Origin of the sequence: Sulfitobacter sp. TMED3 (genome assembly GCF_002167505.1) — a bacterium.
Classification (GTDB): domain Bacteria; phylum Pseudomonadota; class Alphaproteobacteria; order Rhodobacterales; family Rhodobacteraceae; genus Sulfitobacter; species Sulfitobacter pontiacus.
Window position 1 is genome coordinate 1 of the sequence record NZ_NHBI01000020.1, and the last position, 21,532, is coordinate 21,532.

Consider the following 21,532-nt stretch of genomic DNA (forward strand, 5'->3'; position numbering starts at 1 on the left):
GCCAAAGCGCAAAACAACATCAAACGCAGTGGCCCCTTTTTATGCCGCGACCTGGCCCACTTTTACTCTGCGATTGACACAAAGTGCCAGGATATGGGGCAGGCTAGACCTCAATGTCGCCCTCCGGTGTGCCAAGGGGCGTGAAGGTGCAATCAGGCGAGATGGCTGCGGTGGAGGCGAGGAAGGTGAAGCAATTGGCCTGCGGTTCGCGATACTGCGCACAGGAGGCGAGCAGGCCGAGGGCGGCGAGGAACAATAAGATACGGGTCATGAAAGCCTCCAGAAATCAGGGTGGTCGCGGTAATCGGCGCCGACGAGCGCTTCGCCTTTCTCCATGCCGCCGAGGATGGTGAGATTGGGCCCGAGAGCACTGAGATCGGCATCGACGACGATCGAGCCCTGATCGTCACGGATCAGCGCCAAGCGGCTGTTGCTGCCCGTGTTAAGAAGGACATCGAGTTCCTTCTCCGTCAGGTTCAGCATGGCGTAATCCGAGGCGTTGGCGCGGATATTGGGGAGCAGGATCTGCGTCGGCACGGCCTCGACGATAGTCTTGCCGGTCCGGGTGCGCTCGAGCTGGCTGGCGTATTGCGTCATCATTACCGCAACGGTGTTCTGCTTGCGCGCGGTCACGAGCCAGTTCGACAGCCGCTCGGCGAAATACGCGTTGTCGAGCGCCTTCCAGGCCTCGTCGATGACGATGATGGTGGGGCGGCGATCCTCGATCTCGCGCTCGACCCGGCGAAAGAGATAGGAGAGGACCGCCATGCGTTCTTTCTCGGCCTCGCTGTCGAGAATGCCGGTGAGATCGAACCCGACGACATCGCCTTCGAGCGAGAACGTGTCTTCCAGCGTCTGCCCGAAGATCCAGCCATAGCGGCCCTCTTCGGTCCACTCGAGCAAACGCTGGTGCAGATCGCCGCCATCGTCGGTGGAGACAAAGAGCGATGCGAAATCCCGCCAGTTCCGTAGGGCCGGGTTTGTGGCCTGCGCGTTCTGGCGCACGACTTCCTGGATGCGGTTGGTCTGCGCAGGGGTCAGAGGCTTGTCGGCGCGGTAGAGCAGTGTGGTGAGCCAGTCCGAGAGCCACGCGGTGCCCCGCGCATCGGTCTCGGTCCAGAGCGGGTTGAGACCCGTGGGCTGGCCGGCGTTCAGGGAGGCGTAGCGCCCGCCATTGGCGCGCACCGCCATCTCCATGCCAAGACGGTAATCGAAGACGAAGATCCGCGCCCCTGCGCGACGGGCCTGGGTCATCAGAAAGGCTGACAGCACCGATTTGCCGGACCCGGGCCGCCCCATGATCAGGGTATGGCCGCTGGTCGGTTCTTTGTCGGGCGATCCCTGCTCGTGATAGGAAAACCGGTAAGCGCTCTGTTCGGGCGTGGGCAAGTAGGTGATGACCTTGCCCCAGGGTGTTTTCTGAGCAGGCTTGCCGAGCTGGGTCCGATGAAACGCCGCGAAGTCGGCGAAATTACGGTTGGTGATCGCACTGGCACGCACGCGTTTCGGCTGGTTGCCGGGATGCTGACTGAGGTAGTGGGCTTTGGCCGCGACCCGCTCGCCGATCATCTTCACGCCTTCGGCGGCAGCGGCGTTGACGATCTCGGCGCTGAGCGTTTGCAACTCGTCCAGCGTATCGCAGAAGATCGTCACCACCATGTGGTGCTCGCCGAAGCTCTGGCGTTTGGCCTCCAGATCATCGGCGGCGATGTCGAGCGCTTCCATCAGCGACAGGGCCGCGTCCTGGGAGGCCTGCATCTGGCGCTTTTGCCGCTTGATGCGGCCTGCCATGAGGTTCGAATTGATCGGCGTGAAGGAATGGGTGACGATCATGTCGACCGGCAGGTTCAGCATGTCGAAAATGGTGCAGGAGGTGCCTTCCGAGTATTCCCCGATGGTGAAACTCTTGCCGTAGCGGTGTCCCACGACGCCTTCGGAGAGCTCGAAGTGATCGCCTTGAAACGTCACTCGCGTGTTGGCGACGTTGAAGGACAGGAAGCCATAGGTGTTCGCCGGATAGAGCGGCAGTTCCTGGCCAGTGTTGAGGGCCCCCAGAAAGCCGATCAACTCGCCGGACTTGGCCGAAAGCACACGTGGATTCAGCTCCGTCAGGCCAGACAGGAACACGTTCACGGCCTCGCCCAATCGGCGAAGGCGCTTCTCGGTCGCTTCCTTGAGGCGATCCGGCGCGCTGCGGTTCAGGAATGGCAGGACGCTTTTTGGAGGCGGGCGATGGATGATCGTAAGGGTGAGCGTCTTGTCGCGCAGCCCGCTGGTCTCTAGCTTCTTGCGCCAGNGCCGGTCGNCTTCTCCCGCGAAACTGTCCTCGCGCAGCGGCTCGAGGTCCGGCGTGATCGCCTTCGAGACCTTATGGACGTAATGGCTGAACTCCGGCCCCAATTGCGCAATGATCCGGGCAAAGAGCGCGGTCACCTTGTCGAGATAGGCGTCATCGGTCGTGTAGCTATTGACCCCGTCGAGCCGGATGCACTGGAAAAGCTCGTTGACCCGGGTCCGCACGGTCTGGTCATCGACGAGGCTCACATAGGGCAGCATGTGCGCGAGGCGGGTCTCGTGCGCGTACCAGTCCGGCGTCATCGTGCGGAGATCAAGCGCGGCTTCACGGGGCATAGCTGTCCCCGCCGTGGATGGAGCGGTTCCGCGTGGGCGGCGTCTCTTGCAGCGCCGTCATCATCACGTCGATGAAGCGTGGGTCCCAATCCGCAGCCTTCCAGAGCACCGGGTAGAGCAGGGCCGCCACACCCAGCACCGCGATGTGCTGGACCCAGACGAACAAGAGCACCGAGCCGAAAAGCCAGACCATCGCGTACATGATGGGCAGGCCCAGAAGCTTGGGCGGGCGCACGAGGCCGAGAAAGAGAGGCGAGCGCTCAGCCACCGGCGAAAACTGCGGCAACGATAGTGGGAGCGGCGGCAACACCGGCAATGCCGACGAGAACCCAGAGGGCCTGTCGCAGATCGATGATATTGAAGAACCAGCTGAGGAACACGCCCAGAACGGCGAGTGTGGCGATCACGACGCCGAGCGGGCCGGTCAGCGCATCAACGATGCCCTGCAACAGGCTCTGAATCGGGGAAAGATCAATGCTTTGCGCAAGCGCAGGCTCAGCGAATACCAGAAAGAGCGCCAGCGAGGCGACAAAGAGGTGTGAAATCCAACTTGTTTGGAAAAAGCGGTATCGCCAATGCACTGCCGCGCTGCGCGCTCTCGTGACATTGCCGATAAGTGTTTTTAGGAATGATTTCCAAAAAGGCTGGGACATCATGAATTTGATCCTTCCAATCGGGCTACGACGGCCATGACACGGGCCACGTGGTTCTGGGTTTCTCGGTAGGGGGGAATGCCGCCATACTGGCGGACCGAATCCGGGCCGGCGTTGTAGGCAGCGAGGGCAAGACGCGGATCGCCGAACGTCTCCAGCATCATCGCGAGGTATCGGGCGGAGCCGTCGAGGTTTTGTTGAGGGTCACGCGGGTCAACGCCCAGATCACTGGCCGTGGCGGGCATTAACTGGCCAAGGCCAATGGCACCTGCACTTGAAATCGCATTCTGCCGATAGGCGCTCTCAACCTCGATATTGGCTCGATAGAGAGCCATCCAATCCGTCACGGAAAGCCCCGCGCGACGCAGGCCGGGATGGCCGGCATAGCGCAAGGCCGTGGTCTGAATCCCAGAGAGAACATCGGCGCGGGGCAGGGGAGTCAGGCGGGCAAAGGCCGCAACTTGGACGCCCTCTTGCTCGGCCTCTACCTCGCCGAGGATCGCGATCCCATCGGAGGCCGAACCCTGACCAATCCCGTCATTGTAGTTTCGAGCAAAGCTGCTTTGGGAGCGCGACGGGGTAAGAGAGCCGTCGCTATCCATGACCAGGACCATTTGCGCGGAGGCTGGCATGGCGACCAGCCAGAGGCAGACGAGGTTAGTTGTCAGCGCCCTTGTCTGATGGGGCTTTGTCTGGCGGGGCGAGTTTATGCGTGCGGCTTGTTCCCGCCTCAAGCGGCAGGTCGACATGCGCAAAACCAAGGCCAATGAAGAAAGACACCACGCCGGAGACCGTCTTGAACTCGCGGATCTTGATATCGTTGTAGGTCGTCCGCGTNCGGGCGGTGACGAGGAGCTTTTCCACCCCGTCATCAGAGACAACGCGCATGATCCAGACCCCGTAATAGCTGGGGCCTTTCTTATGTGCCGACTCCTGGCACAGGATTTCTGCGCTATAGCCGCTTTCCACGAGNTCGCGGAACCTGGCTTCCGTAACCACATTTGGTGCTTCGATGTCCCAGTTCATGGCCCGGCTCACGCTTTCTTCAATGGCGCGACCCTAGGCATTTTCACTTGAAGCCCAGAGTTACGATAGTATACTTTCAACCGCAAGATGTAATATCATGCGTCAGCTGTAGTTTAGTCACGCGGACACTAGTCACGGCTAGTGTCCGCGATCAAGGAGATAACAGGTTTGACAAACCCAAGGTTGACTGGACTGCTGCCATTGCAATCTATGGTCCCTCTGATCTGCGTTCCCGGGCTGGTTTTGGCGGAATCCTGCTTCGCCCCAACCCGCCCTTTTCTACCAAGCGATTCGCTGGCGGCGCGGGAATATGCGGACATCATCCGTGGCGATTTCGAAGATTACATCCAGGATATCCAGAACTACTTCCGTTGCCTCGACGGTGAACGGGCCCGTGCCTTCGAGGAAGCGCGCGAAGTCAGCGAGGACTATGGCCGATTTCTGCAATTGGTAGGGGATTGATGGGCGACCTCGGGAGCATCAGACTTGCAGCCCATGGAAACCAGACGCCGATAACNCCCTCANATATCTACTTTTTAGATAACAGATTTCATCCGCTAGCGACGTCACAAAAGGTATGTGACGCGTGGCAAAGACAATCAGAAGCACGGGACAGGTGGCACTCTGCCAGGCGTTGGTCGACGCCCGAATCAAGGCAGGCCTTGGACAGGCTGAATTGGCGACTAAGCTCAGATGCCACCAATCCCTCATTGCCCGCCTTGAAAGCGGCCAGCGCCGGGTCGACGTCGTCGAGCTGGTTGTCCTCGCCCGCGCCATCGGCTTTGACCCCTATGAGGTTCTCGGGATCGTTGAAGCCGCCACGGAGCCCGACCATAGGATTTGAGAGCAATGCAAATTTGGGGCGTACCGCTTTGGATGTCCCTTCGTGAAATCCGCTACCTCAAGGAAGAGCAGTTAGCCAACATCCACCAATTGCGTCATGCTGTGCAGGCGAAGCCTGAGAACACGATGCCGCGATTGCAGCGCCAAAGTGCAGGAAGTCAGTAAACAGTGGACGATGATAATGGTGAAGGCGTCGCGATTGCCAATCTGATCGGGACCGACGGGCGCAGCGTTGTTGGTTGGGTTTATAGCTGGACTACAGGCGCGCACGCGGTGATGTGGGACGTCCATGGACCCCAGCCGGTATCGAAAATCCGGCCGGATATAAGTGACGAACAGAAGCAAGAAATCGACTTCGAGGCGCTCATGCGGATCGGAAGAGACGAGGGCGGGTGAGGAGGGCTACCCTGCGGCGTTTGCCGAAATGCCGAACCGCACTGCGACGACTAACGCGCGAGGTGGCATTGCACATGTCCGCGAAACCAATCTTACAGTCCGAGCCATTTCGCGCAAGTTCAGTAGTTCACCTGTTCAAAGCCGTAGTTGCCCTCGTAGTCACGCCAGTCGACGAAAACGGATTGATGATAGATACTGGGGCAATTCTGGCCCCATCGTTCGAGACCGGCATGGGCGGCTGGTAGGGCGGTTATGGAGGACCTCTGCCAGGCGAAGTCACCTTGCGTTCCATATGTGCCGAGGACCACGGTGGCACTACGGTTGCAATCGCCGTCGCGTCCGGATTCGTGCTGTCGCGCATACCGGACATCAAAGACGCGAATGGACTGCACGAAGTTGAACTCAGGTCCGCTGATATCGATGTCCGCGCGATCTTGAACGAGCCGGATGGCCTGCTCGGCGGGAACAAGGTAGTCCGGGGCTTCTGTGGTGCGCCAAGCGGCCGCAATTGGGTCAGCGGTATCGCGCGCTGGAAAGGATTGTCGCAGACCAGTGCTGTTGTACTGGAAGAACGCTTCAAAGATGCGGTCTGAACTGTTTGGTGCTGGAGCGGTCTCAAAGGAAGCGCCCATAGGGCAGCGCCAGATTTGAAGCGGAGGTTCCACCGGCCAAGGCGTAATTCGTCGGATGAATTCGGCGCGTGCTCGGGCGCAAGGAACGGAAGCAGGCCAGCCGCCAGACAAGCACAAGAGGATCGCGCAATCGATCGGGTATGTCTGCGCGCGAGCGGGCATCGGCAGCAAAGAACTTGTCACAGTCAAAGCGACTGCGACCGACGGGAGGAGCTTCTTAAATAGATGACGCATGCTGAGGGCCCTCTGTGACTAGGCTCAGCATATCTACGATAATATACTATCGCAACACTAAGATTTTGGACCGGTAATAGTTATTATGTAATTTAATGACAGTATCAATCAGCTTTCCTTCGCTAATCAGCAATCCAAGCTTGACCTTCCCGTTGCTGGAAGCCCCATCTTAGGAGTTGGCATCATTTTGGAGGGCTAGAGCATGATACAGGTAACAGAACCGCACCCGCGAGAGCGGTCATCCGATCAGGCCAAGGATCCAGTTTGCGGCATGTCCGTCACTATGTCTCCGCAGGCCCGTCAGGCGGATTATGACGGTGAAACCTTCTACTTCTGCTCCGATAAGTGCCAGACCAGGTTCGAGGCCGATCCGATCTACTATGCCTCAGGTACGGCATCGGATCACAGCATGACCCCGAAAGCCGGAACTCAGTACACCTGCCCAATGCACCCCGAGATAGTTCGTGACGAGCCCGGCGCCTGTCCGATCTGCGGCATGGCGCTTGAACCGATGGTGCCGTCGGATGAACCCAGCGAAGAACTGACCGACTTTACCCGCCGGATGTGGATCAGTGCCGCCGCAGCCGTTCCTTTGGTTATCTTGACTATGGGAGAGCTGGTCGGTTTGCCGGTCCGGGACTGGATCGGACATCGGCTGGCGACATACATCGAGTTCCTGCTGGCGACGCCTATCGTGTTGTGGGCAGCGAAGCCGTTTTTCGTGCGGGGATGGGCGTCGATCGTGAACCGCTCGCCCAACATGTGGACGCTGATCGCGATTGGTGTCGGCGCGGCCTACATCTATTCGCTGGTCGCGACGTTCCTTCCGGGCGTGTTTCCGGAGGCTTACCGGATGGGCGCGGGAGTCGGTACCTATTTTGAAGCCGCCGTCGTTATCATCACTCTGATTTTCGTCGGACAGGTTTTGGAATTGCGGGCGCGGGAACGGACCGGCGATGCCATCCGGGCGCTGCTCGATCTAGCGCCGAAAACCGCGCGACGCATTCTGCCCGACGGCACGGAATACGACGCACCGCTGGAAAACATCGTCGAGGGCGATCGCCTGAGAGTTCGCCCGGGCGACGCGGTCCCCGTCGACGCCAAGGTCATTGACGGCACGTCTTCCATCGACGAGAGCATGATCACTGGCGAACCGTTGCCGGTCGAAAAAGGCCCCGGCGATACGGTCACCGGCGGCACGATCAACAAGAACGGCTCCCTTGTCATAGAGGCCGCCCGTGTCGGTGCCGACACGATGCTGAGTCAGATCGTAGAGATGGTCTCCAACGCGCGGCGATCCCGTGCACCGATCCAGGGGCTTGCGGACAAGGTTTCTTCCTATTTCGTGCCTACCGTTGTCGTGGTCGCCATCGTTTCCTTCGCCGCTTGGCTCGGCTTCGGGCCCGAACCGGCGCTCGTCTTTGCCATCGCCTCGGCGGTGTCAGTGCTGATCATCGCCTGCCCCTGTGCTCTGGGTCTGGCGACCCCGATTTCGATCACGACGGCCGCAGGTCGCGGTGCGCAGGCGGGTGTCCTGATCAAGGACGCCGAAGCGCTGGAACGCATGGCCAAGGTCGATACGCTGATCGTGGACAAGACCGGCACCCTGACCGAGGGCAAGCCGAAGCTGACCGATGTGAACGCTCTGGGCGAAGAGACCGAGGAAACCATTCTGACTCTGGCCGCGGCACTGGAAAAAGGCTCGGAGCACCCGCTGGCAGAGGCCATAGTCGAAGGCGCGAAGCAAAAGGGCATCAAGGTCGGCAATGCCGAAAACTTCGAGGCGGTGACCGGCAAGGGTGTGAGCGGGACCGTCTCGGGCCGGGCCGTCGCGCTTGGCAACACCGCGATGATGCGCGACATGTCCCTCGACACCTCCGCAGCCGAGCAGGCGGCAGATGTTCTGCGCAGCGAAGGCAAGACGGCCATGTTCGTGGCCATAGAAGGAAAACTGTCCGGCATCGTCGCCGTCGCCGACCCGATCAAGGAAACGACGGCCGAGGCCATCAAGGAACTGCACGAGGCGGGCCTGCGGATTATCATGGCTACGGGGGATAACGAACGCACGGCAAGGGCCGTGGCGCAGCGGCTTGGCATCGACGAAGTACGTGCCGGCGTTCTGCCGGAAGACAAGAAGGCGCTGGTGGACGAACTGCACGCCGATGGCAAGAAGGTCGCAATAGCCGGAGATGGCGTCAACGACGCGCCGGCCCTCGCCGCAGCGGATGTCGGCCTTGCCATGGGCACGGGTGCGGACGTGGCAGTGGAAAGCGCGGGCATCACTCTCTTGCGCGGCGATTTAAACGGTATCGTCAAGGCACGGACGCTGGCGGTGGCGACGATCCGCAACATACGCCAGAACCTGTTCTGGGCCTTTGCCTACAACACGCTCGGTGTGCCCCTGGCTGCGGGTGTGCTTTACCCCGTCTTTGGCCTGCTGATGTCGCCCATGTTCGCCGCCGCCGCCATGAGCTTGTCTTCGGTCTCTGTCATCGCGAACGCGCTCAGACTGCGACGATTGAGGCTTTAGACGATCCGCGTTTTGAACGTGGAAACGGTCGATACTTCTACTTCAGCAAAACGTGTATTGCTGATCTATGAGAACTTCAGCATAGCATGTTGCATGTTATTCAAAACGCGCCTTTTTCTGGTTGCTCTGTTGGTTGGCGCTGTTCTGGCGCAAACCACCTTCGCGTCCATTTCAAGCGTGGACCCAGCGCCTGAAATGGCCATGCAGAGCGATTGCTGCCCGAGTGATTGTCCGGATATGCCGGAATGCGATGCTGCCTGCATTTCCACGACGCAATGTCGTGTGGTCCCGATCGTGGCCGGGCTCGAACGGGTGATCCTGGCGAACCTGCCTCGCTCCGGACGTGCCGGGTTCTTGCGGACCGAGGCGACGGCGATCCTGCAACACGCGGACGGCGGATTGCAAAGACCGCCCAAGGCATAGCGGTTCTGGTGCTTGTCGCACCAAAAGCCGCGCGCCGATGTAACGTTTAGACCAGTTCCAGGTCGATACGATGGTCGGCGTTCCCGTTGCCCGTCAATACAGGCGTATCATGCCCCGTTATATTCACAGCGCCCTTGCTGCCCTCGTGGTCGCAGCCCAGCTTTCCGTGCCGGTGGCACAGGCCGCTGCATCTGACTACATTCTCGTTCTTGTCGAGACGACTTATGCCTTCGGAGACGATGCGGTTCTAGAAGTTCGTCTGATTGATACCCGCACCAATGCGCCCGTGGAGGGCGCCGTCATCTTTGCCACAAGGTTGGATATGGCGCCGGACGGGATGGAGACGATGACTTCACCGGTCTTGGCGTTACCCGGCGAAGAGCAGGGTCTCTATCGCTTCTCTGCCGATCTGACGATGGACGGAAACTGGCGCTTTTCCGTTGCGGCCAAGGTGCAGGGCGAGATGGAAACCGTTCAGGCACAGATCGTGATCGAGGTACAGCCATGAGCGCCTTTGGCAAACTGGTGCTGATCGCCGTCGTTGGCAGCGCGGCTGGATGGGTTGGCCTTGCGGCGGGCGGCAAAGGCTGGACGCCTGCGATGCTGACGGATGTGGCGCAGACGCAGCTCACAGCACTTTTGGGACGTAGAGCTGATGCGATGCCGGCCGAAATCCGATCGGCGATGGGCCCGATTATCTACTATCGACACCCTGACGGTCTTGCCGAGTGGTCCGCGGTGCCGACCGACACCGTCGATGGCGAGGCGTTTCTGCCGGTGCTGGCAAGCGAAGATGTGTCGTTTGACCCAGAGGCGCCCAACCCCCTAGAGGCGAAAATTGGCGAACGAACCGTTCTCTACTACCGGCATCCGATGGGCCTGCCCGATACGTCGCCGGTGCCTAAGCAGGATTCCATGGGCATGGACTACCTTCCCGTTTTTGCCGATGAGGCAAAAGATGCCGGATCGGTGACGGTATCGCCCGGCAAACTACAGCGCACCGGCGTACGTACGTCAGTTGCGGTGCTCAAGCCCATGGCAATGACGGTGCGAGCGCCGGGGATCGTCGCGCTGGATGAGCGTCGGGTAAGCGTCATTTCATTGCGTGCAGATGCTTTCATCGAAGAAGTTGAGGATGTAACGACCGGATCAATCGTTGAAGCGGGCGAACCGCTGGCGATGCTCTATTCTCCGGATATCGTCTCGGCGGCCGCACAGTATGTTTCGGACCTGCGAAGTGGTGAAGGGCGCGTGGAAGGCAGCCGTCAAAGGCTGGCAAACCTGGGAGTTCCCGTGTCAGTGATCGACAAGATCGCGGCGGACAGGCGTGCGCCGGTGCAAATCAGCCTGATGGCACCGCGGTCGGGCGTGGTTCTGGAACGAATGGCCGTCGAAGGCATGATGTCCGAGGCTGGCGAAACGCTGTTTCGTATTGCCGATACCTCGGTTGTCTGGGTCTTTGCGGACGTGCCGGAATCCGCTCTGATGGGCCTTGCGGACGGAAACGCGGCCACGATCACCTTTCCCGGCCTGCCGGGCGAAACCTTCAGCGGCTTGATCGACAAGATATACCCTGAGGTCGATATGCAGACCCGAACTGCACGCGTCCGCATCGATCTGCCCAATACTGAGGGACGCCTGCTGGTCAACATGTTTGCTGATGTGGCTTTGGCGACGGGCGACGGCGCGCCCGTGGTGCAAGTGCCGGAAACGTCAGTGATCGACACCGGCGATCGCCAGGTGGTGATCCGGGACATGGGAGAGGGTAAATTCGCGCCGCAGGATGTGGTCGTGGGGCGACAGGCCTCCGGAATGGTGGAAATCCGCGAAGGTATTGCCGAGGGCGACCGGGTCGTCACCACCTCGACCTTTCTGATCGACGCGGAAAGCAACCTGAACGCCGCCCTGGCTGCGCTGGCCTCCCCGGAGGCAAGCGAATGATCGCGCGTGTCATCGAATGGTCCGCCCGGAACCTTGTTCTGGTGTTCTTTGCCACGGCCCTGATCATCGCCGCCGGGGTCTGGTCACTGCGCAACTTGCCGATCGACGCTATTCCCGATCTGTCGGACGTGCAGGTGATCGTGCTGACCGACTACCCGGGTCAGGCCCCTCAGGTGGTGGAGGACCAGGTCACTTATCCGCTGACCTCGGCCATGCTGACGGTGCCGCGATCCCGCGTCGTGCGCGGGTTTTCGTTCTTCGGCATTTCCTTTGTCTACATCATCTTCGAGGACGGCGTTGACCCGTACTGGGCGCGGTCGCGCGTGCTGGAATACCTCAACGCCGCAGCGGCTCGCCTGCCGGACGGGGTGACACCAGCCCTTGGTCCGGATGCGACGGGGGTGGGCTGGGTCTACCAATATGCGATCACCGGCGAGAACCTGAGCCTTGCTGAATTGCGGTCGTTGCAGGATTGGGTAGTGCGTTTCGGGGCCAGCCGTGCAGACGGCGTGTCCGAAGTGGCCAGTGTCGGTGGCTTCGTTAAGCAATACTCGGTCACAGTTGACCCGGTCCGGATGCGCGCGCAGGGGATCACGCTGTCTGATATCGGCAAGGCCATCTCCGAGAGCAACATGGACACCGGCGGGCGCACGGTGGAGCTGTCCGAGTTCGAATTCATGGTGCGCGGACGCGGCTATCTGGCGGGGACCGAGGATATCGGCAACATCACCCTGCGCAGCATTGGCGGGGTGCCGATCAACCTGAAGGACGTCGCACGGATCGAAATCGTCCCCAACGAACGCCGCGGCATCGCCGAGTTGAACGGTGAGGGCGAGGTCGCCAGTGGTATCGTGCTTCAGCGGGTGGGTGCCAATGCGCTGGATGTGATTGAAAACGCCAAGGCAGAACTGGACGTGGTGGCCCAAAGCCTGCCGGAAGGAGTCGACATCGTGCCGGTCTATGACAGGTCCGACCTGATCCTGTCGGCAATCGAGACGTTGAAAACAACGCTGCTCGAAGAAAGCCTTGTCGTGGCGGGGGTAACGATCATTTTTCTGTTGCACGTCCGCTCCGCCCTCGTGGCGATCATCATGCTGCCTGTCGGATTGCTCATGGCCTTCACGGCAATGAAATTTCTCGGGATCGGGGCCAATATCATGAGCCTCGGCGGCATTGCCATCGCGATCGGCGCGATGATCGACGCGGCCATCGTGATGATCGAAAATGCGCACAAACACCTCGAACGGGCCGCCCCTGACAAGCCACGCATCCAGGTGCTGATCGAAGCGGCAAGCGAGGTCGGCCCCGCGCTGTTCTTCAGCTTGCTGATCATCACTGTCTCGTTTCTGCCAATCTTTTCGCTTGAAGGACAGGAGGGACGCATGTTCGGCCCGCTCGCCTACACCAAAACCTTCTCGATGGCGGCAGCAGCGTTCCTGTCGGTGACGCTGGTGCCTGCGTTGATGGTGGTTTTCGTGCGGGGTCGGATCATCTCTGAACACAGGAATCCGGTAAACCGCGTGCTAATCGCGGTCTACCGCCCGATTATCAGCGCCGTGTTGAAGGCCAAGAGCCTTACGATCATCGTGGCCATTGCGGCACTGGTAATCACCATCTGGCCCGCGCGCCAGCTGGGGTCTGAATTCATGCCTGTCCTGAACGAGGGCACGCTTATGTACATGCCGACCACGCTGCCCGGGCTTTCGGTCACCAAGGCCGCCGAGCTGATGCAGACCCAGGACCGCATCATCAAGACCTTCCCCGAAGTGTTGTCGGTTTTCGGCAAGGCAGGCCGCGCGCTGACTGCGACCGATCCAGCACCGACGGAGATGTTCGAGACGATCATCCAGCTCCGCCCGGAAGACGAATGGCGTCCCGGTGTCACCATCGAAAGCCTGCGGCAGGAAATGGATGCCGCGCTGCAATTTCCCGGCGTGTCGAACGCCTGGACGATGCCGATCCGGGCGCGAATCGACATGTTGTCCACCGGCATCCGCACACCAGTGGGGATCAAGGTCTTCGGTACCAGCCTGACCGAGATGGAAAAGGTAGCCCGTGAGGTCGAAGCCGTCGTGCGCACGGTGCCAGGAACGACCAGCGCCTATGCCGAACGGGTGATTGGCGGCTATTATCTGGACATCACGCCCGACCGCGCTGCCCTTGGCCGCTACGGTCTGTCGGTGCAGGATGTGCAGGAGGTGATCGGCATGGCATTGGGGGCCAAGGCCATCACGCAGACCGTCGAGGGCCGCGAGCGCTACGACGTCGCAGTGCGCTATCCGGCGACACTGAGGTCCGATCCGGAGGCCATCGGACGCGAGGTTCAAGTGGCGCTGCCGGGCGGTGGCACAATTCCACTCGGGGACGTAGCCACCATCGAACGCACTCGCGGAGCCACGTCGATCCGCACCGAAAACGGACAGCTTGCCGTCTATATCTTCGTCGATATCGTCGGACGCGATCTCGGTGGCTACGTGGCCGAAGCGCAGGCGGCGGTCGCGGCTTCCGTCACCCTGCCACCCGGCTATTCATTGGGCTGGAGCGGGCAGTTCGAGTACCTTGACCGTGCGAAACAGCGGCTGGCCACAGTTGTGCCGTTAACGCTGGCGCTGATCTTTCTGCTGCTTTACCTGAACTTCCGCCGTCTGACGGAAACGCTGATCGTGATGCTGTCGCTGCCCTTCGCGCTGGTGGGCGGCATTTGGCTCATGTGGTTCATGGGCTTCAACATGTCGGTTGCGGTGGCCGTCGGGTTTATCGCGCTGGCCGGGGTGGCGGCTGAAACCGGTGTGATCATGTTGATCTATCTCGATCAGGCGTTGAATGAAGCGCGTGACCGCGCGGGCGGCCGCGACCTGACCCGCGACGAACTCTACGCCGCGATCATGGTGGGTGCAGTAGATCGCGTTCGCCCCAAGATGATGACAGTTGTCGCAATCATGGCCGGCCTAATGCCGATCCTCTGGGCGCATGGAACCGGGTCCGAGATCATGCAGCGCATCGCAGTGCCGATGATCGGAGGTATGGTGTCGTCAACCTTGCTAACCCTGATCGTCATTCCGGCGGTTTATGCCATCATCAAAGGCTGGAGCTTCAAGAAGGCCGGTACAGCGCCTGATTTGGCCCTCGGGCAGGCCGCAGAATAAGGGCAACAGCATTAAGGAGGCATTGGGAATCGAGATGAATGCTTGAAACCTATGGCGTCAGAGCGACTTCAACGACGCGAATGGTGGTACTGCCGTCCGCGCCGCTGATTGGTTGCGTCCAGGCCACAAACGCCCCGGTTCCGCCAAGCGCCATCCTCGGAAAACCGACCGATCCGCCGCCTCGATTTATGTGGAGCGCCTGAGGCGCGACACATCCGGCATCTGGCGTTACGTGGCACATGACGATCGCTTCACCGCCTCCCACATATTCGATCCAGAGCGCCAATGCGCTGCCATCTGCAAATTGCAGGACGTCCACCCGACCTGCGGCTGCGCCGAGGTCAATGCGGAGCGGTTCGTCGAACTGCGCACCGCCATCGTCCGAAAAGGCGATACGAACCTTCGGCTCGTTCTCGGCTGCCGTGAACCAGATAACGGAAATCCTGTCGCCCATGGTATCAATGGCCGGGCCATTGACGGGGCATCCGGCGATTTCCCATCCGTCGTTATGGATCGTGGCGGGCTCCGTCCACTCCCCGTCGGCCTGCCGGACAGCCGATATATCGCGAATTTCATCGGCGGTTCTGTCACGATAGACCGCCACGATGTCGCCTGATGCAGTCCGCGCTGCAGAAGTCTGGCAACAGGTACAGGTGCGCACATCCAACAGGCTTTCTGGCTGCATCGTTCCGTCAAAGTTGATCTGCCGCGCGCGCAACTGCATCGCATTTTCGAAGCTGTCGCCTTCTGTCTGACTGTCATACTCCCGGCCATCCAGCCACAGCGCCGTCAATCCACCAAATTGGTCGGGTACCAACGAAACAAAACCATGCTCACGTTGAGACCTGTCATCGTGAGGGACAATCGAGTCAGTCCAGCTTCTGCCTTCATCTTTGGAAAAAGCGATTTTGACGTCGTATTGGTAATCGCCCGGTCCATTCAGCTCTAACCATTGTGCCGCCAAACCGCCACCAGCAAGCGCCACTACCGAAGGGAAGTCGGCCCAGTTGATGTAAGTCTTTGACGATACATTAATTGTGCGGACGTCCGACCACTCACTGCCGTTGAGGATGGCCATGCGAACTTCCGCTTCGGTTCCGCTTTCTTCGGTCCAGCTCAGTAAAACCCTGCCATCCGACAAGGGTGCGAGTGATGGTTCGCGCGCATTGATGCCAACCGGTGATCCGCGGTCGGTCAATCTGAATAATCCGGTTTCCTCCGCGTATGATGCGGTGGACGAAGCGAGCAATGCACCAAGGATCAGAGTCGATGCAGCAGAACATTTACTCATGAACAGAATTTTCCCACCGTTATTGTTTTTCTGTGGCAAACCAAATGCTGATTGACCGTGCGCGAACTCCCCTTCTTTTGACCGACGAAAGTGCCTAGTCAATTCCGTTGGCCCGCTGCAAAGCTCGAATGTACGCCACGATAGCAAGGATGTCTGAGCGCGTCACGCCTTCAACCGCTGGCATGTTGTCAAATTCCCAGTGGTGCGCCCGAACTCCATTCTGCGCTGCGAGGACAAACGCCATGTCGCCGTGGTGGCTGGGTTCATAGATCTTGTGAACAAGCGGAGGAGCGACGCCATCTTGACCCTGCGCGTTTCGACCGTGACAAGCGGAACAGACCGCATCATAAGCGCTTGCGCCGATTTGCTCCTGCTCTGTGAAACTGTTTGGTAGCTTGACAGTAGCGAGAGCACCCGCGGAAAGCGCGATGCCCTCCTCCCTCTGGACGCCCGTCCGAGTGTGGCTCGGTTGCACAATGAACCATACTGCTGCAGCGACGGCGACCAGAGCGAAAAATATCGCTGCCCATTTCATACTATCAAACTCTTTCATGATGTTGCGATGGCCCTCTGCCTTTTAAGAGACGAAGCCGGGTATCTCAGTGGGGCTTGCTCGAATTGACTGACCTCTTGCGGCAAGGTGTTGTCTGCTTGAACAATTGCGGATTGCTGGATCGATTTGTTGAAAAAGGTCGTGATTTCCTGGTACCGGATCCGCGTGTCTTCCAGCGTCTGATAGTAATTGAAGAGTTCTTTAAGCGGTGCCGAGAAGTCTTTGTGTGCGGCCAGGACGGCCACCAGGGCACCGAGTGTAATACGCCCTTCGATGACGAAATATCCTCCCAATGAGTAGAACAGGAATGGGGTCAGCGCGGTAAGAAAATTGTTGAGGGCCTTGATGAAGAACTTCAGGCGGAAAATTTTCCTGCGGACGTGCTCAAGCTCTCTAAAACTCGCTCCGGCCGGTAGCAGTCCGGTCGGATTGACCTGCCGTTCATGCAACTGTTCGCTGAGCTGTCTGCCGAGCTGTCGGACTTCCTTGATTCTTGTACGTGAAAGGGCGTTGACACGCCGCTGTAGCTTGGGCAGCAGCACGAGCTGGATTGGCAGCACCGTCAGTGCGGCGGCACCCAACACAGGGTCCTGAACGAACATGAAAAACAGGATCGTCAACAGTGTACCACCTTGTAGGATTGGCAGCGTGAGGACATTTGCCGCGAAGCCACCTATGGGCTCAACTTCCTGTGCGAGAATAGGGACGATTTCGCTCTGGTTTCGGGAGTCGGGATCGCTGCGCCATTGCCGATAGACCAGCAGCCGGAAGCGCCGCAGAAAACGCTCAGCTACATATCCCTTGAACACGTTAAGGCCATATTTGTTTAGCCCATTCAGGATGATCGCCAAAAGGTAGAGACCACAGAGAAGCATTAGGAAAACGACCTGATCGACGTCTCGCCCCAAAACGGCAACGGGGAAACGATCAGAATCCAAAGCGTTGTTGACGATCTGCTTTGGCAGTTCGAGGGTCAAATATAGAATAGGCATCGCGATGAGGCTGACGACAATCATCAATGCCTGCTGCCTTCTGGAGTAGCGCAGGACCGTGCTGAAAAGACTGCCTTCAAGCCCCCGTATGGGTTCGGGGTGGAACGTAGGGGTGTGACGGCGCTTCCAAAGCTTGAGAATGCCGCGAATAGCAAGATATGAGCCGACAGTGATCAGCAGCGCGGGTGCCAAGACCAGTATCAGATGAATGAACGGGTGAACCCAGTCTGGCGTCGCATCGCTGTAGTCGTACCCAAACGCGGCAGATACGTTGTGTACAAGCACGTGATACCTGTCCAGGAGTGACATCAAAAATTCTAACCCTTTGATTTCGGCGCAAGGTGATCGTGCACCATGATGACGCCCCACATGCCCGCTTCCCGGTGGCCGGGTATCAAGCACACGAACTCCAGGTTTGTCATATCGGAGAACTCCCAGATCAGGTCGGCATTTTGTCCACTTGGGATCAAAACCGAGTTGGCGCGATCATGTTGCATATCGGGGTGTTCGCGCATCCACTGCTGATGTTTCGCAATTTCGTCAAAGGAGCCGAGAAAGAACTCGTGATCCAGAGCGCCCGTATTGCCGATCAAAAACCGAACGACCGATCCCTTTTCAATCTGGATCGCGTCCGGCTCGAAAAGCATGTATCCGCTTTCTGTCTCCCTGATGGATATTTCGATCGTCCGGTCGAATGAGGAACCGACACCGGGCTTCCCGATCGCATCATGGCCAGGCAATTCAAAGGCCCGCGCATGAGGTTGCTGGCCTTTGCCACTAGAAGCGTTCACTGAGAAAGCCGGAAAGACGAGCACAAGGGCGGTGGTGCAGATTATCAGGAAATTCATAATGCTCGGCTATTTCCGTAGCGCTTGATTTTATTGCCTCAAAACGTTGGGGCCGGGCGTGTTCGCCTCGGCCCCATTGTCTATCTTCACTTCATCCGCGTGACAGTAAGCTTGCCCTTGACCCGGTCGGCAACGAACTCGATGTCCTGACCTTCCGCCATCTTGGCCATCATCGCTTCGTCCGCGCGGAACACCATCGTCATCGCGGGCATATCGAGGTTGACCAGAGGGCCGTGGATGATTGTGACCTTGCCGGCCTTGGCGTCGATCTTCTTGATGGTCCCGCTCGTATATTCCACGTCAGCCTGAGCCATCTGGTCCCCCACTGAGACCGCACGGTGCATTCCGGATTCGTAGTGACCCGGAATCAGGCACGCCGCTTCGAACGTACCAGCATTCGCGAACGTCCAGACGACCTCACCCGAAGCGCCTGCATCGAGACGGATTCGGTTCGGGTCGTCGTGTTCCATATCCATCTTGGCCATTTCGATCTTGTGCTCGGCGTTGCGCTCGACTGTATCAAGGACGAATTCATGCTCCAGCTCACCCTTGTTCGTGATGTTGAAGCGGATGGTTTCACCCTCCTTGATGGTCATCTCTTCGCTCTCGATCAGCATTTCGCCTTCGTCGTTTTCGAGCAGAGTGACATCAATTGTGCGGTCCACATTGGCGGCTTCACCCGGCATACCGATCATCATTGCGGCCGGCTTGGTCTCACCGTGCCCGCCATCATGTGTGCCTGCGGCAAATGCTGGTGCCGAAAGCACCAACGCGAAGCTTGTCGTCAAAAGAAGATTTCTCATTTCATTGTCCTGTAAGTTGGTTTGGTTGGAGTTGACGAAGGGCCGTTCAGCCCTTCGAGTTTGGTTTTGGTGTGAGAATGGTCTTGGGACTGTTGTTCGACGCGAATTCGGGCAATTCGCCGGTCCATTCGTAGGCCATCTCGCCCGGAGGATTTTCGTACCAGCCGGGATCGGAGTAATCGTCCGCGTCGATGCCGTCCCGCACCTTTACGACCGAAAACATGCCGCCCATCTCGATGGGGCCGTAGGGCCCCCAACCCGTCATCATCGGGATCGTGTTGTCAGGCAGCGGCATTTCCATTTTCGCCATGTCCCCCATGCCGGACATGCCCATGGGCATGTATTCCGGCTGGAACTGACGGATCTTCTGGGTCAGCGGCTTCTTGTTGACCCCGATGAATGTCGGCACATCGTGACCCATGGCATTCATCGTGTGGTGCGACTTGTGGCAGTGAATCGCCCAGTCACCCAGATGGTCTGCGACGAACTCATAGGCGCGCATCGCGCCCACGGGGATGTCGATGCTGACCTCCGGCCATTGCGCTTCTGGCGGCACCCAGCCACCATCCGTGCAGGTGACCTTGAAGTCATAGCCGTGCATGTGGATCGGGTGGTTTGTCATCGTGAGGTTGCCGACGCGTACTCGCACCTTGTCGCCCTTGTTCACGACCAGCGGATCGATGTCGGGGAAGATCCGACTGTTCCACGTCCACAGGTTGAAGTCCGTCATCGTCATGATGCGGGGCACGTATGTGCCGGGATCGATGTCAAAGGCATTCAGCATGATCAGAAAATCGCGATCCACCGGCATGAAGGTGGGATCCTTGGGGTGGACCACGAACATGCCCATCATCCCCATCGCCATCTGGGTCATTTCGTCGCCATGGGGGTGGTACATGAAGGTTCCTGATTTCACCAAGTCGAATTCGTAGACAAACGTTTTTCCTGGCGGGATGCTGGGATGACTCAACCCGGAGACCCCATCCATGCCCGAGGGCAGGATGAGCCCGTGCCAATGCACCGTGGTGCCTTCCGGCAGCTTGTTGGTGACGTAGATGCGGACCCGGTCGCCTTCGACAGCTTCGATCGTTGGACCGGTGGACTGGCCGTTGTAACCCCACAAATGCGCAATCATGCCGTCTGCAAGTTCGCGCTCTACCGGTTCGGCGACGAGGTGAAATTCCTTGACCCCGTTGTTCATCCGGTGCGGCAGGGTCCACCCGTTCAGCGTGACCACAGGTGTGTAGTCCGGCCCTGACGACGGACGCGCCGTAATCGCCGTTGCCGCACTGTCCATCTGCGCGGCTTCGGGGAGGCCCATGTTCAGGGTTTGACCCCAGGCTTTTGAAGAGACCAGCGTTGCACCTGCGGCGCCGGCTCCGAGTAATTGACGTCTGTTCAACATGTCAGTTCCTTTCAGTGTCCTGCGCCGCCACCGGCGGCAAGCGTTGCGCCTTCTCCACCAGCACCACCGCCGCCTTCGCCGCCGCCATAGATCGCAGCGGTCAGATCGGCCTGTGCCATATAGAATTCGCGTTTTGCATTTGCCGCTTCCAGGGATGCGGCAAGTTTCTCGCGCACATCAGTTAGCAGCTCGAAAGTGTTGGTGATCATGCCGTTGTAGGACAGCAAACCCTCTTCTTCGACGGTCGTGCGTAGCGGCACCAGAACGTCGCGGTAGTGGCGCGCGATCTTGTATGCGGCATGATAAGAGGCTTCAGCACCGCGCGCTTCAGACCGGACGTTCACGGCCTTCTCTGCGAGCACGTTGGCCGCTTGAAGATAAGACAATTCCGCCTTGCGCATCCGGGCCTTGCCGGTGTCGTAGATCGGGATCGCGAACTCCACTTCCACCTGAGGCAAAGTCTTGGTTTCAATGTCGCCACTGCCTTCAACTTCACGCTCAAATTCGGCTCCCGCAACGATCTCCAGATCGCTGACAATGCGGGTCTGGTCGGTCAGACCAAACGCCTTGGCCTGCGCTTCCAGGCCAAGTTTGGCAACACGCAGATCCACCCGATTTCTTAGCGCCTTGGCCTCGATGTCGGTCACACGGCCGACAGAACGCGGCAGTGCAGGAAGGGCATCTGGCACATAATAATCGACTTCGGTGCCCCAGAGGCCCATCAACCTGGTCAAAGCCTCCTTGGACCGAGTGGCGTTCAATCGTGCCTGTGCAAGTTGCCCCGCCAGTTCGGCATTGAATGCCTGTTCGCGGGCCTGCCCAGCTTTGTTGAGTGCGCCGGTCTCGCCCAACCTCATCGCCAGTTCAGAGCCGGCGTCAGAGGTCGCTTTCGCGCGCCGCAGATAGCTCACTGCCTCGAAGGCGGCGACTGCATCGACCCATGCCTTTCGCGTCTGATTGGCCAGCGCGAGGGTGTCATTAACCGCACCAAGCTGAGCCTGCCGGAAGCTTGCATCAGCAATGGCCATACGCTGTTTGCGCGTGGTGGCATCGAGGACGTTCGACCGGATCAGCCCTTCTATCGCCCTGTAGGCACCGAGCTCAGGCGCACCGATTCCCAGGACGCCAATTGAGACGATCGGGTTTTCCGGCGTCGATTGCTGCCAAGCTTCGGCAGCGGACAAG

Annotated in this window: 22 protein-coding genes; 8 read left to right on the top strand and 14 right to left on the bottom strand. The window is 59.3% G+C overall.

Going from position 1 to position 21,532, the window contains the following annotated elements; genetic code table 11:
• Positions 1 to 103: 103 nt before the first annotated feature.
• From CBB63_RS05825 to CBB63_RS05850, 6 genes are all read right to left on the bottom strand, one after another.
• Complete coding sequence (locus CBB63_RS05825; RefSeq protein ID WP_174226643.1) at positions 104 to 271, bottom strand: hypothetical protein; 168 nt, start codon at positions 269 to 271, stop codon at positions 104 to 106.
• Positions 268 to 2,631 (bottom strand): VirB4 family type IV secretion/conjugal transfer ATPase, encoded by a 2,364-nt coding sequence (locus CBB63_RS05830; protein WP_286698476.1) that lies wholly within the window; start codon positions 2,629 to 2,631, stop codon positions 268 to 270. Before CBB63_RS05830 ends, CBB63_RS05825 begins: the two co-directional genes overlap by 4 nt.
• Positions 2,621 to 2,899 carry a VirB3 family type IV secretion system protein gene (locus CBB63_RS05835; RefSeq protein WP_008327373.1) on the bottom strand — a complete coding sequence of 93 codons (279 nt, stop codon included), beginning with the start codon at positions 2,897 to 2,899 and terminating at the stop codon, positions 2,621 to 2,623. The genes CBB63_RS05830 and CBB63_RS05835 overlap by 11 nt, the downstream gene beginning before the upstream one ends.
• Positions 2,892 to 3,176: a TrbC/VirB2 family protein gene (locus CBB63_RS05840; RefSeq protein ID WP_037941840.1), complete on the bottom strand. Its 285-nt coding sequence runs from the start codon at positions 3,174 to 3,176 to the stop codon at positions 2,892 to 2,894. Before CBB63_RS05840 ends, CBB63_RS05835 begins: the two co-directional genes overlap by 8 nt.
• A 107-nt stretch (positions 3,177 to 3,283) precedes the next feature.
• On the bottom strand, positions 3,284 to 3,898 hold the full coding sequence (locus CBB63_RS05845) for a lytic transglycosylase domain-containing protein (protein ID WP_114865744.1): 615 nt from the start codon (positions 3,896 to 3,898) through the stop codon (positions 3,284 to 3,286).
• 43 nt (positions 3,899 to 3,941) lie between these two features.
• Positions 3,942 to 4,310: a hypothetical protein gene (locus tag CBB63_RS05850; protein WP_286698477.1), complete on the bottom strand. Its 369-nt coding sequence runs from the start codon at positions 4,308 to 4,310 to the stop codon at positions 3,942 to 3,944.
• 210 nt (positions 4,311 to 4,520) lie between these two features.
• Here CBB63_RS05850 and CBB63_RS05855 point away from each other — a divergent pair, with 210 nt between their 5' ends.
• The 3 genes from CBB63_RS05855 (at position 4,521) to CBB63_RS05865 (ending at position 5,549) form a co-directional block, all read left to right on the top strand.
• A complete protein-coding gene (locus tag CBB63_RS05855) occupies positions 4,521 to 4,772 on the top strand; it encodes a hypothetical protein (RefSeq protein WP_114865742.1) in 252 nt (83 codons plus the stop codon).
• Positions 4,773 to 4,896: 124 nt separating this feature from the next.
• Positions 4,897 to 5,154: a helix-turn-helix domain-containing protein gene (locus CBB63_RS05860; RefSeq protein WP_037941711.1), complete on the top strand. Its 258-nt coding sequence runs from the start codon at positions 4,897 to 4,899 to the stop codon at positions 5,152 to 5,154.
• A gap of 167 nt (positions 5,155 to 5,321) precedes the next feature.
• Complete coding sequence (locus CBB63_RS05865) at positions 5,322 to 5,549, top strand: hypothetical protein (protein WP_009503808.1); 228 nt, start codon at positions 5,322 to 5,324, stop codon at positions 5,547 to 5,549.
• 119 nt (positions 5,550 to 5,668) lie between these two features.
• On the opposite strand, the gene CBB63_RS05870 is transcribed toward CBB63_RS05865, so the two are convergent.
• Complete coding sequence (locus CBB63_RS05870) at positions 5,669 to 6,415, bottom strand: hypothetical protein (protein WP_254693891.1); 747 nt, start codon at positions 6,413 to 6,415, stop codon at positions 5,669 to 5,671.
• A gap of 271 nt (positions 6,416 to 6,686) precedes the next feature.
• Between CBB63_RS05870 and CBB63_RS05875 the strand changes: the two genes are divergently transcribed.
• The 5 genes from CBB63_RS05875 to CBB63_RS05895 all read left to right on the top strand — a co-directional run bounded on the left by CBB63_RS05875 (position 6,687) and on the right by CBB63_RS05895 (position 14,455).
• The gene (locus CBB63_RS05875; protein ID WP_286698478.1) at positions 6,687 to 8,945 is read left to right on the top strand and encodes a heavy metal translocating P-type ATPase; all 2,259 of its coding nucleotides are present in this window, start codon (positions 6,687 to 6,689) and stop codon (positions 8,943 to 8,945) included.
• A gap of 57 nt (positions 8,946 to 9,002) precedes the next feature.
• Complete coding sequence (locus tag CBB63_RS05880) at positions 9,003 to 9,368, top strand: hypothetical protein (protein ID WP_286698479.1); 366 nt, start codon at positions 9,003 to 9,005, stop codon at positions 9,366 to 9,368.
• A 109-nt stretch (positions 9,369 to 9,477) separates the two neighbouring features.
• The gene (locus CBB63_RS05885; RefSeq protein ID WP_114865739.1) at positions 9,478 to 9,876 is read left to right on the top strand and encodes a FixH family protein; all 399 of its coding nucleotides are present in this window, start codon (positions 9,478 to 9,480) and stop codon (positions 9,874 to 9,876) included.
• A complete protein-coding gene (locus CBB63_RS05890) occupies positions 9,873 to 11,309 on the top strand; it encodes an efflux RND transporter periplasmic adaptor subunit (protein WP_114865738.1) in 1,437 nt (478 codons plus the stop codon). Before CBB63_RS05885 ends, CBB63_RS05890 begins: the two co-directional genes overlap by 4 nt.
• Positions 11,306 to 14,455: an efflux RND transporter permease subunit gene (locus CBB63_RS05895; RefSeq protein ID WP_114865737.1), complete on the top strand. Its 3,150-nt coding sequence runs from the start codon at positions 11,306 to 11,308 to the stop codon at positions 14,453 to 14,455. The genes CBB63_RS05890 and CBB63_RS05895 overlap by 4 nt, the downstream gene beginning before the upstream one ends.
• Before the next feature lie 49 nt (positions 14,456 to 14,504).
• On the opposite strand, the gene CBB63_RS05900 is transcribed toward CBB63_RS05895, so the two are convergent.
• The 7 genes from CBB63_RS05900 to CBB63_RS05930 form a co-directional block, all read right to left on the bottom strand.
• Positions 14,505 to 15,785, bottom strand: coding sequence for a sialidase family protein (locus tag CBB63_RS05900; RefSeq protein ID WP_254693889.1), 1,281 nt, complete (start codon positions 15,783 to 15,785; stop codon positions 14,505 to 14,507).
• Positions 15,786 to 15,840: 55 nt separating this feature from the next.
• The gene (locus CBB63_RS05905) at positions 15,841 to 16,299 is read right to left on the bottom strand and encodes a c-type cytochrome (RefSeq protein WP_231024351.1); all 459 of its coding nucleotides are present in this window, start codon (positions 16,297 to 16,299) and stop codon (positions 15,841 to 15,843) included.
• Positions 16,296 to 17,600, bottom strand: a complete 1,305-nt coding sequence (locus CBB63_RS05910) for an ABC transporter transmembrane domain-containing protein (RefSeq protein WP_114865736.1) — start codon at positions 17,598 to 17,600, stop codon at positions 16,296 to 16,298. The genes CBB63_RS05905 and CBB63_RS05910 overlap by 4 nt, the downstream gene beginning before the upstream one ends.
• Before the next feature lie 8 nt (positions 17,601 to 17,608).
• On the bottom strand, positions 17,609 to 18,139 hold the full coding sequence (locus CBB63_RS05915) for a cupredoxin domain-containing protein (RefSeq protein ID WP_221227930.1): 531 nt from the start codon (positions 18,137 to 18,139) through the stop codon (positions 17,609 to 17,611).
• 86 nt (positions 18,140 to 18,225) lie between these two features.
• On the bottom strand, positions 18,226 to 18,942 hold the full coding sequence (locus CBB63_RS05920; protein ID WP_114865735.1) for a copper-binding protein: 717 nt from the start codon (positions 18,940 to 18,942) through the stop codon (positions 18,226 to 18,228).
• A gap of 46 nt (positions 18,943 to 18,988) precedes the next feature.
• Positions 18,989 to 20,347 (bottom strand): multicopper oxidase family protein, encoded by a 1,359-nt coding sequence (locus CBB63_RS05925; RefSeq protein ID WP_110476940.1) that lies wholly within the window; start codon positions 20,345 to 20,347, stop codon positions 18,989 to 18,991.
• An 11-nt stretch (positions 20,348 to 20,358) separates the two neighbouring features.
• Positions 20,359 to 21,532, bottom strand: a 1,174-nt coding sequence (locus CBB63_RS05930) for a TolC family protein (protein WP_286698480.1), incomplete at its 5' end; no start/stop codon positions are given.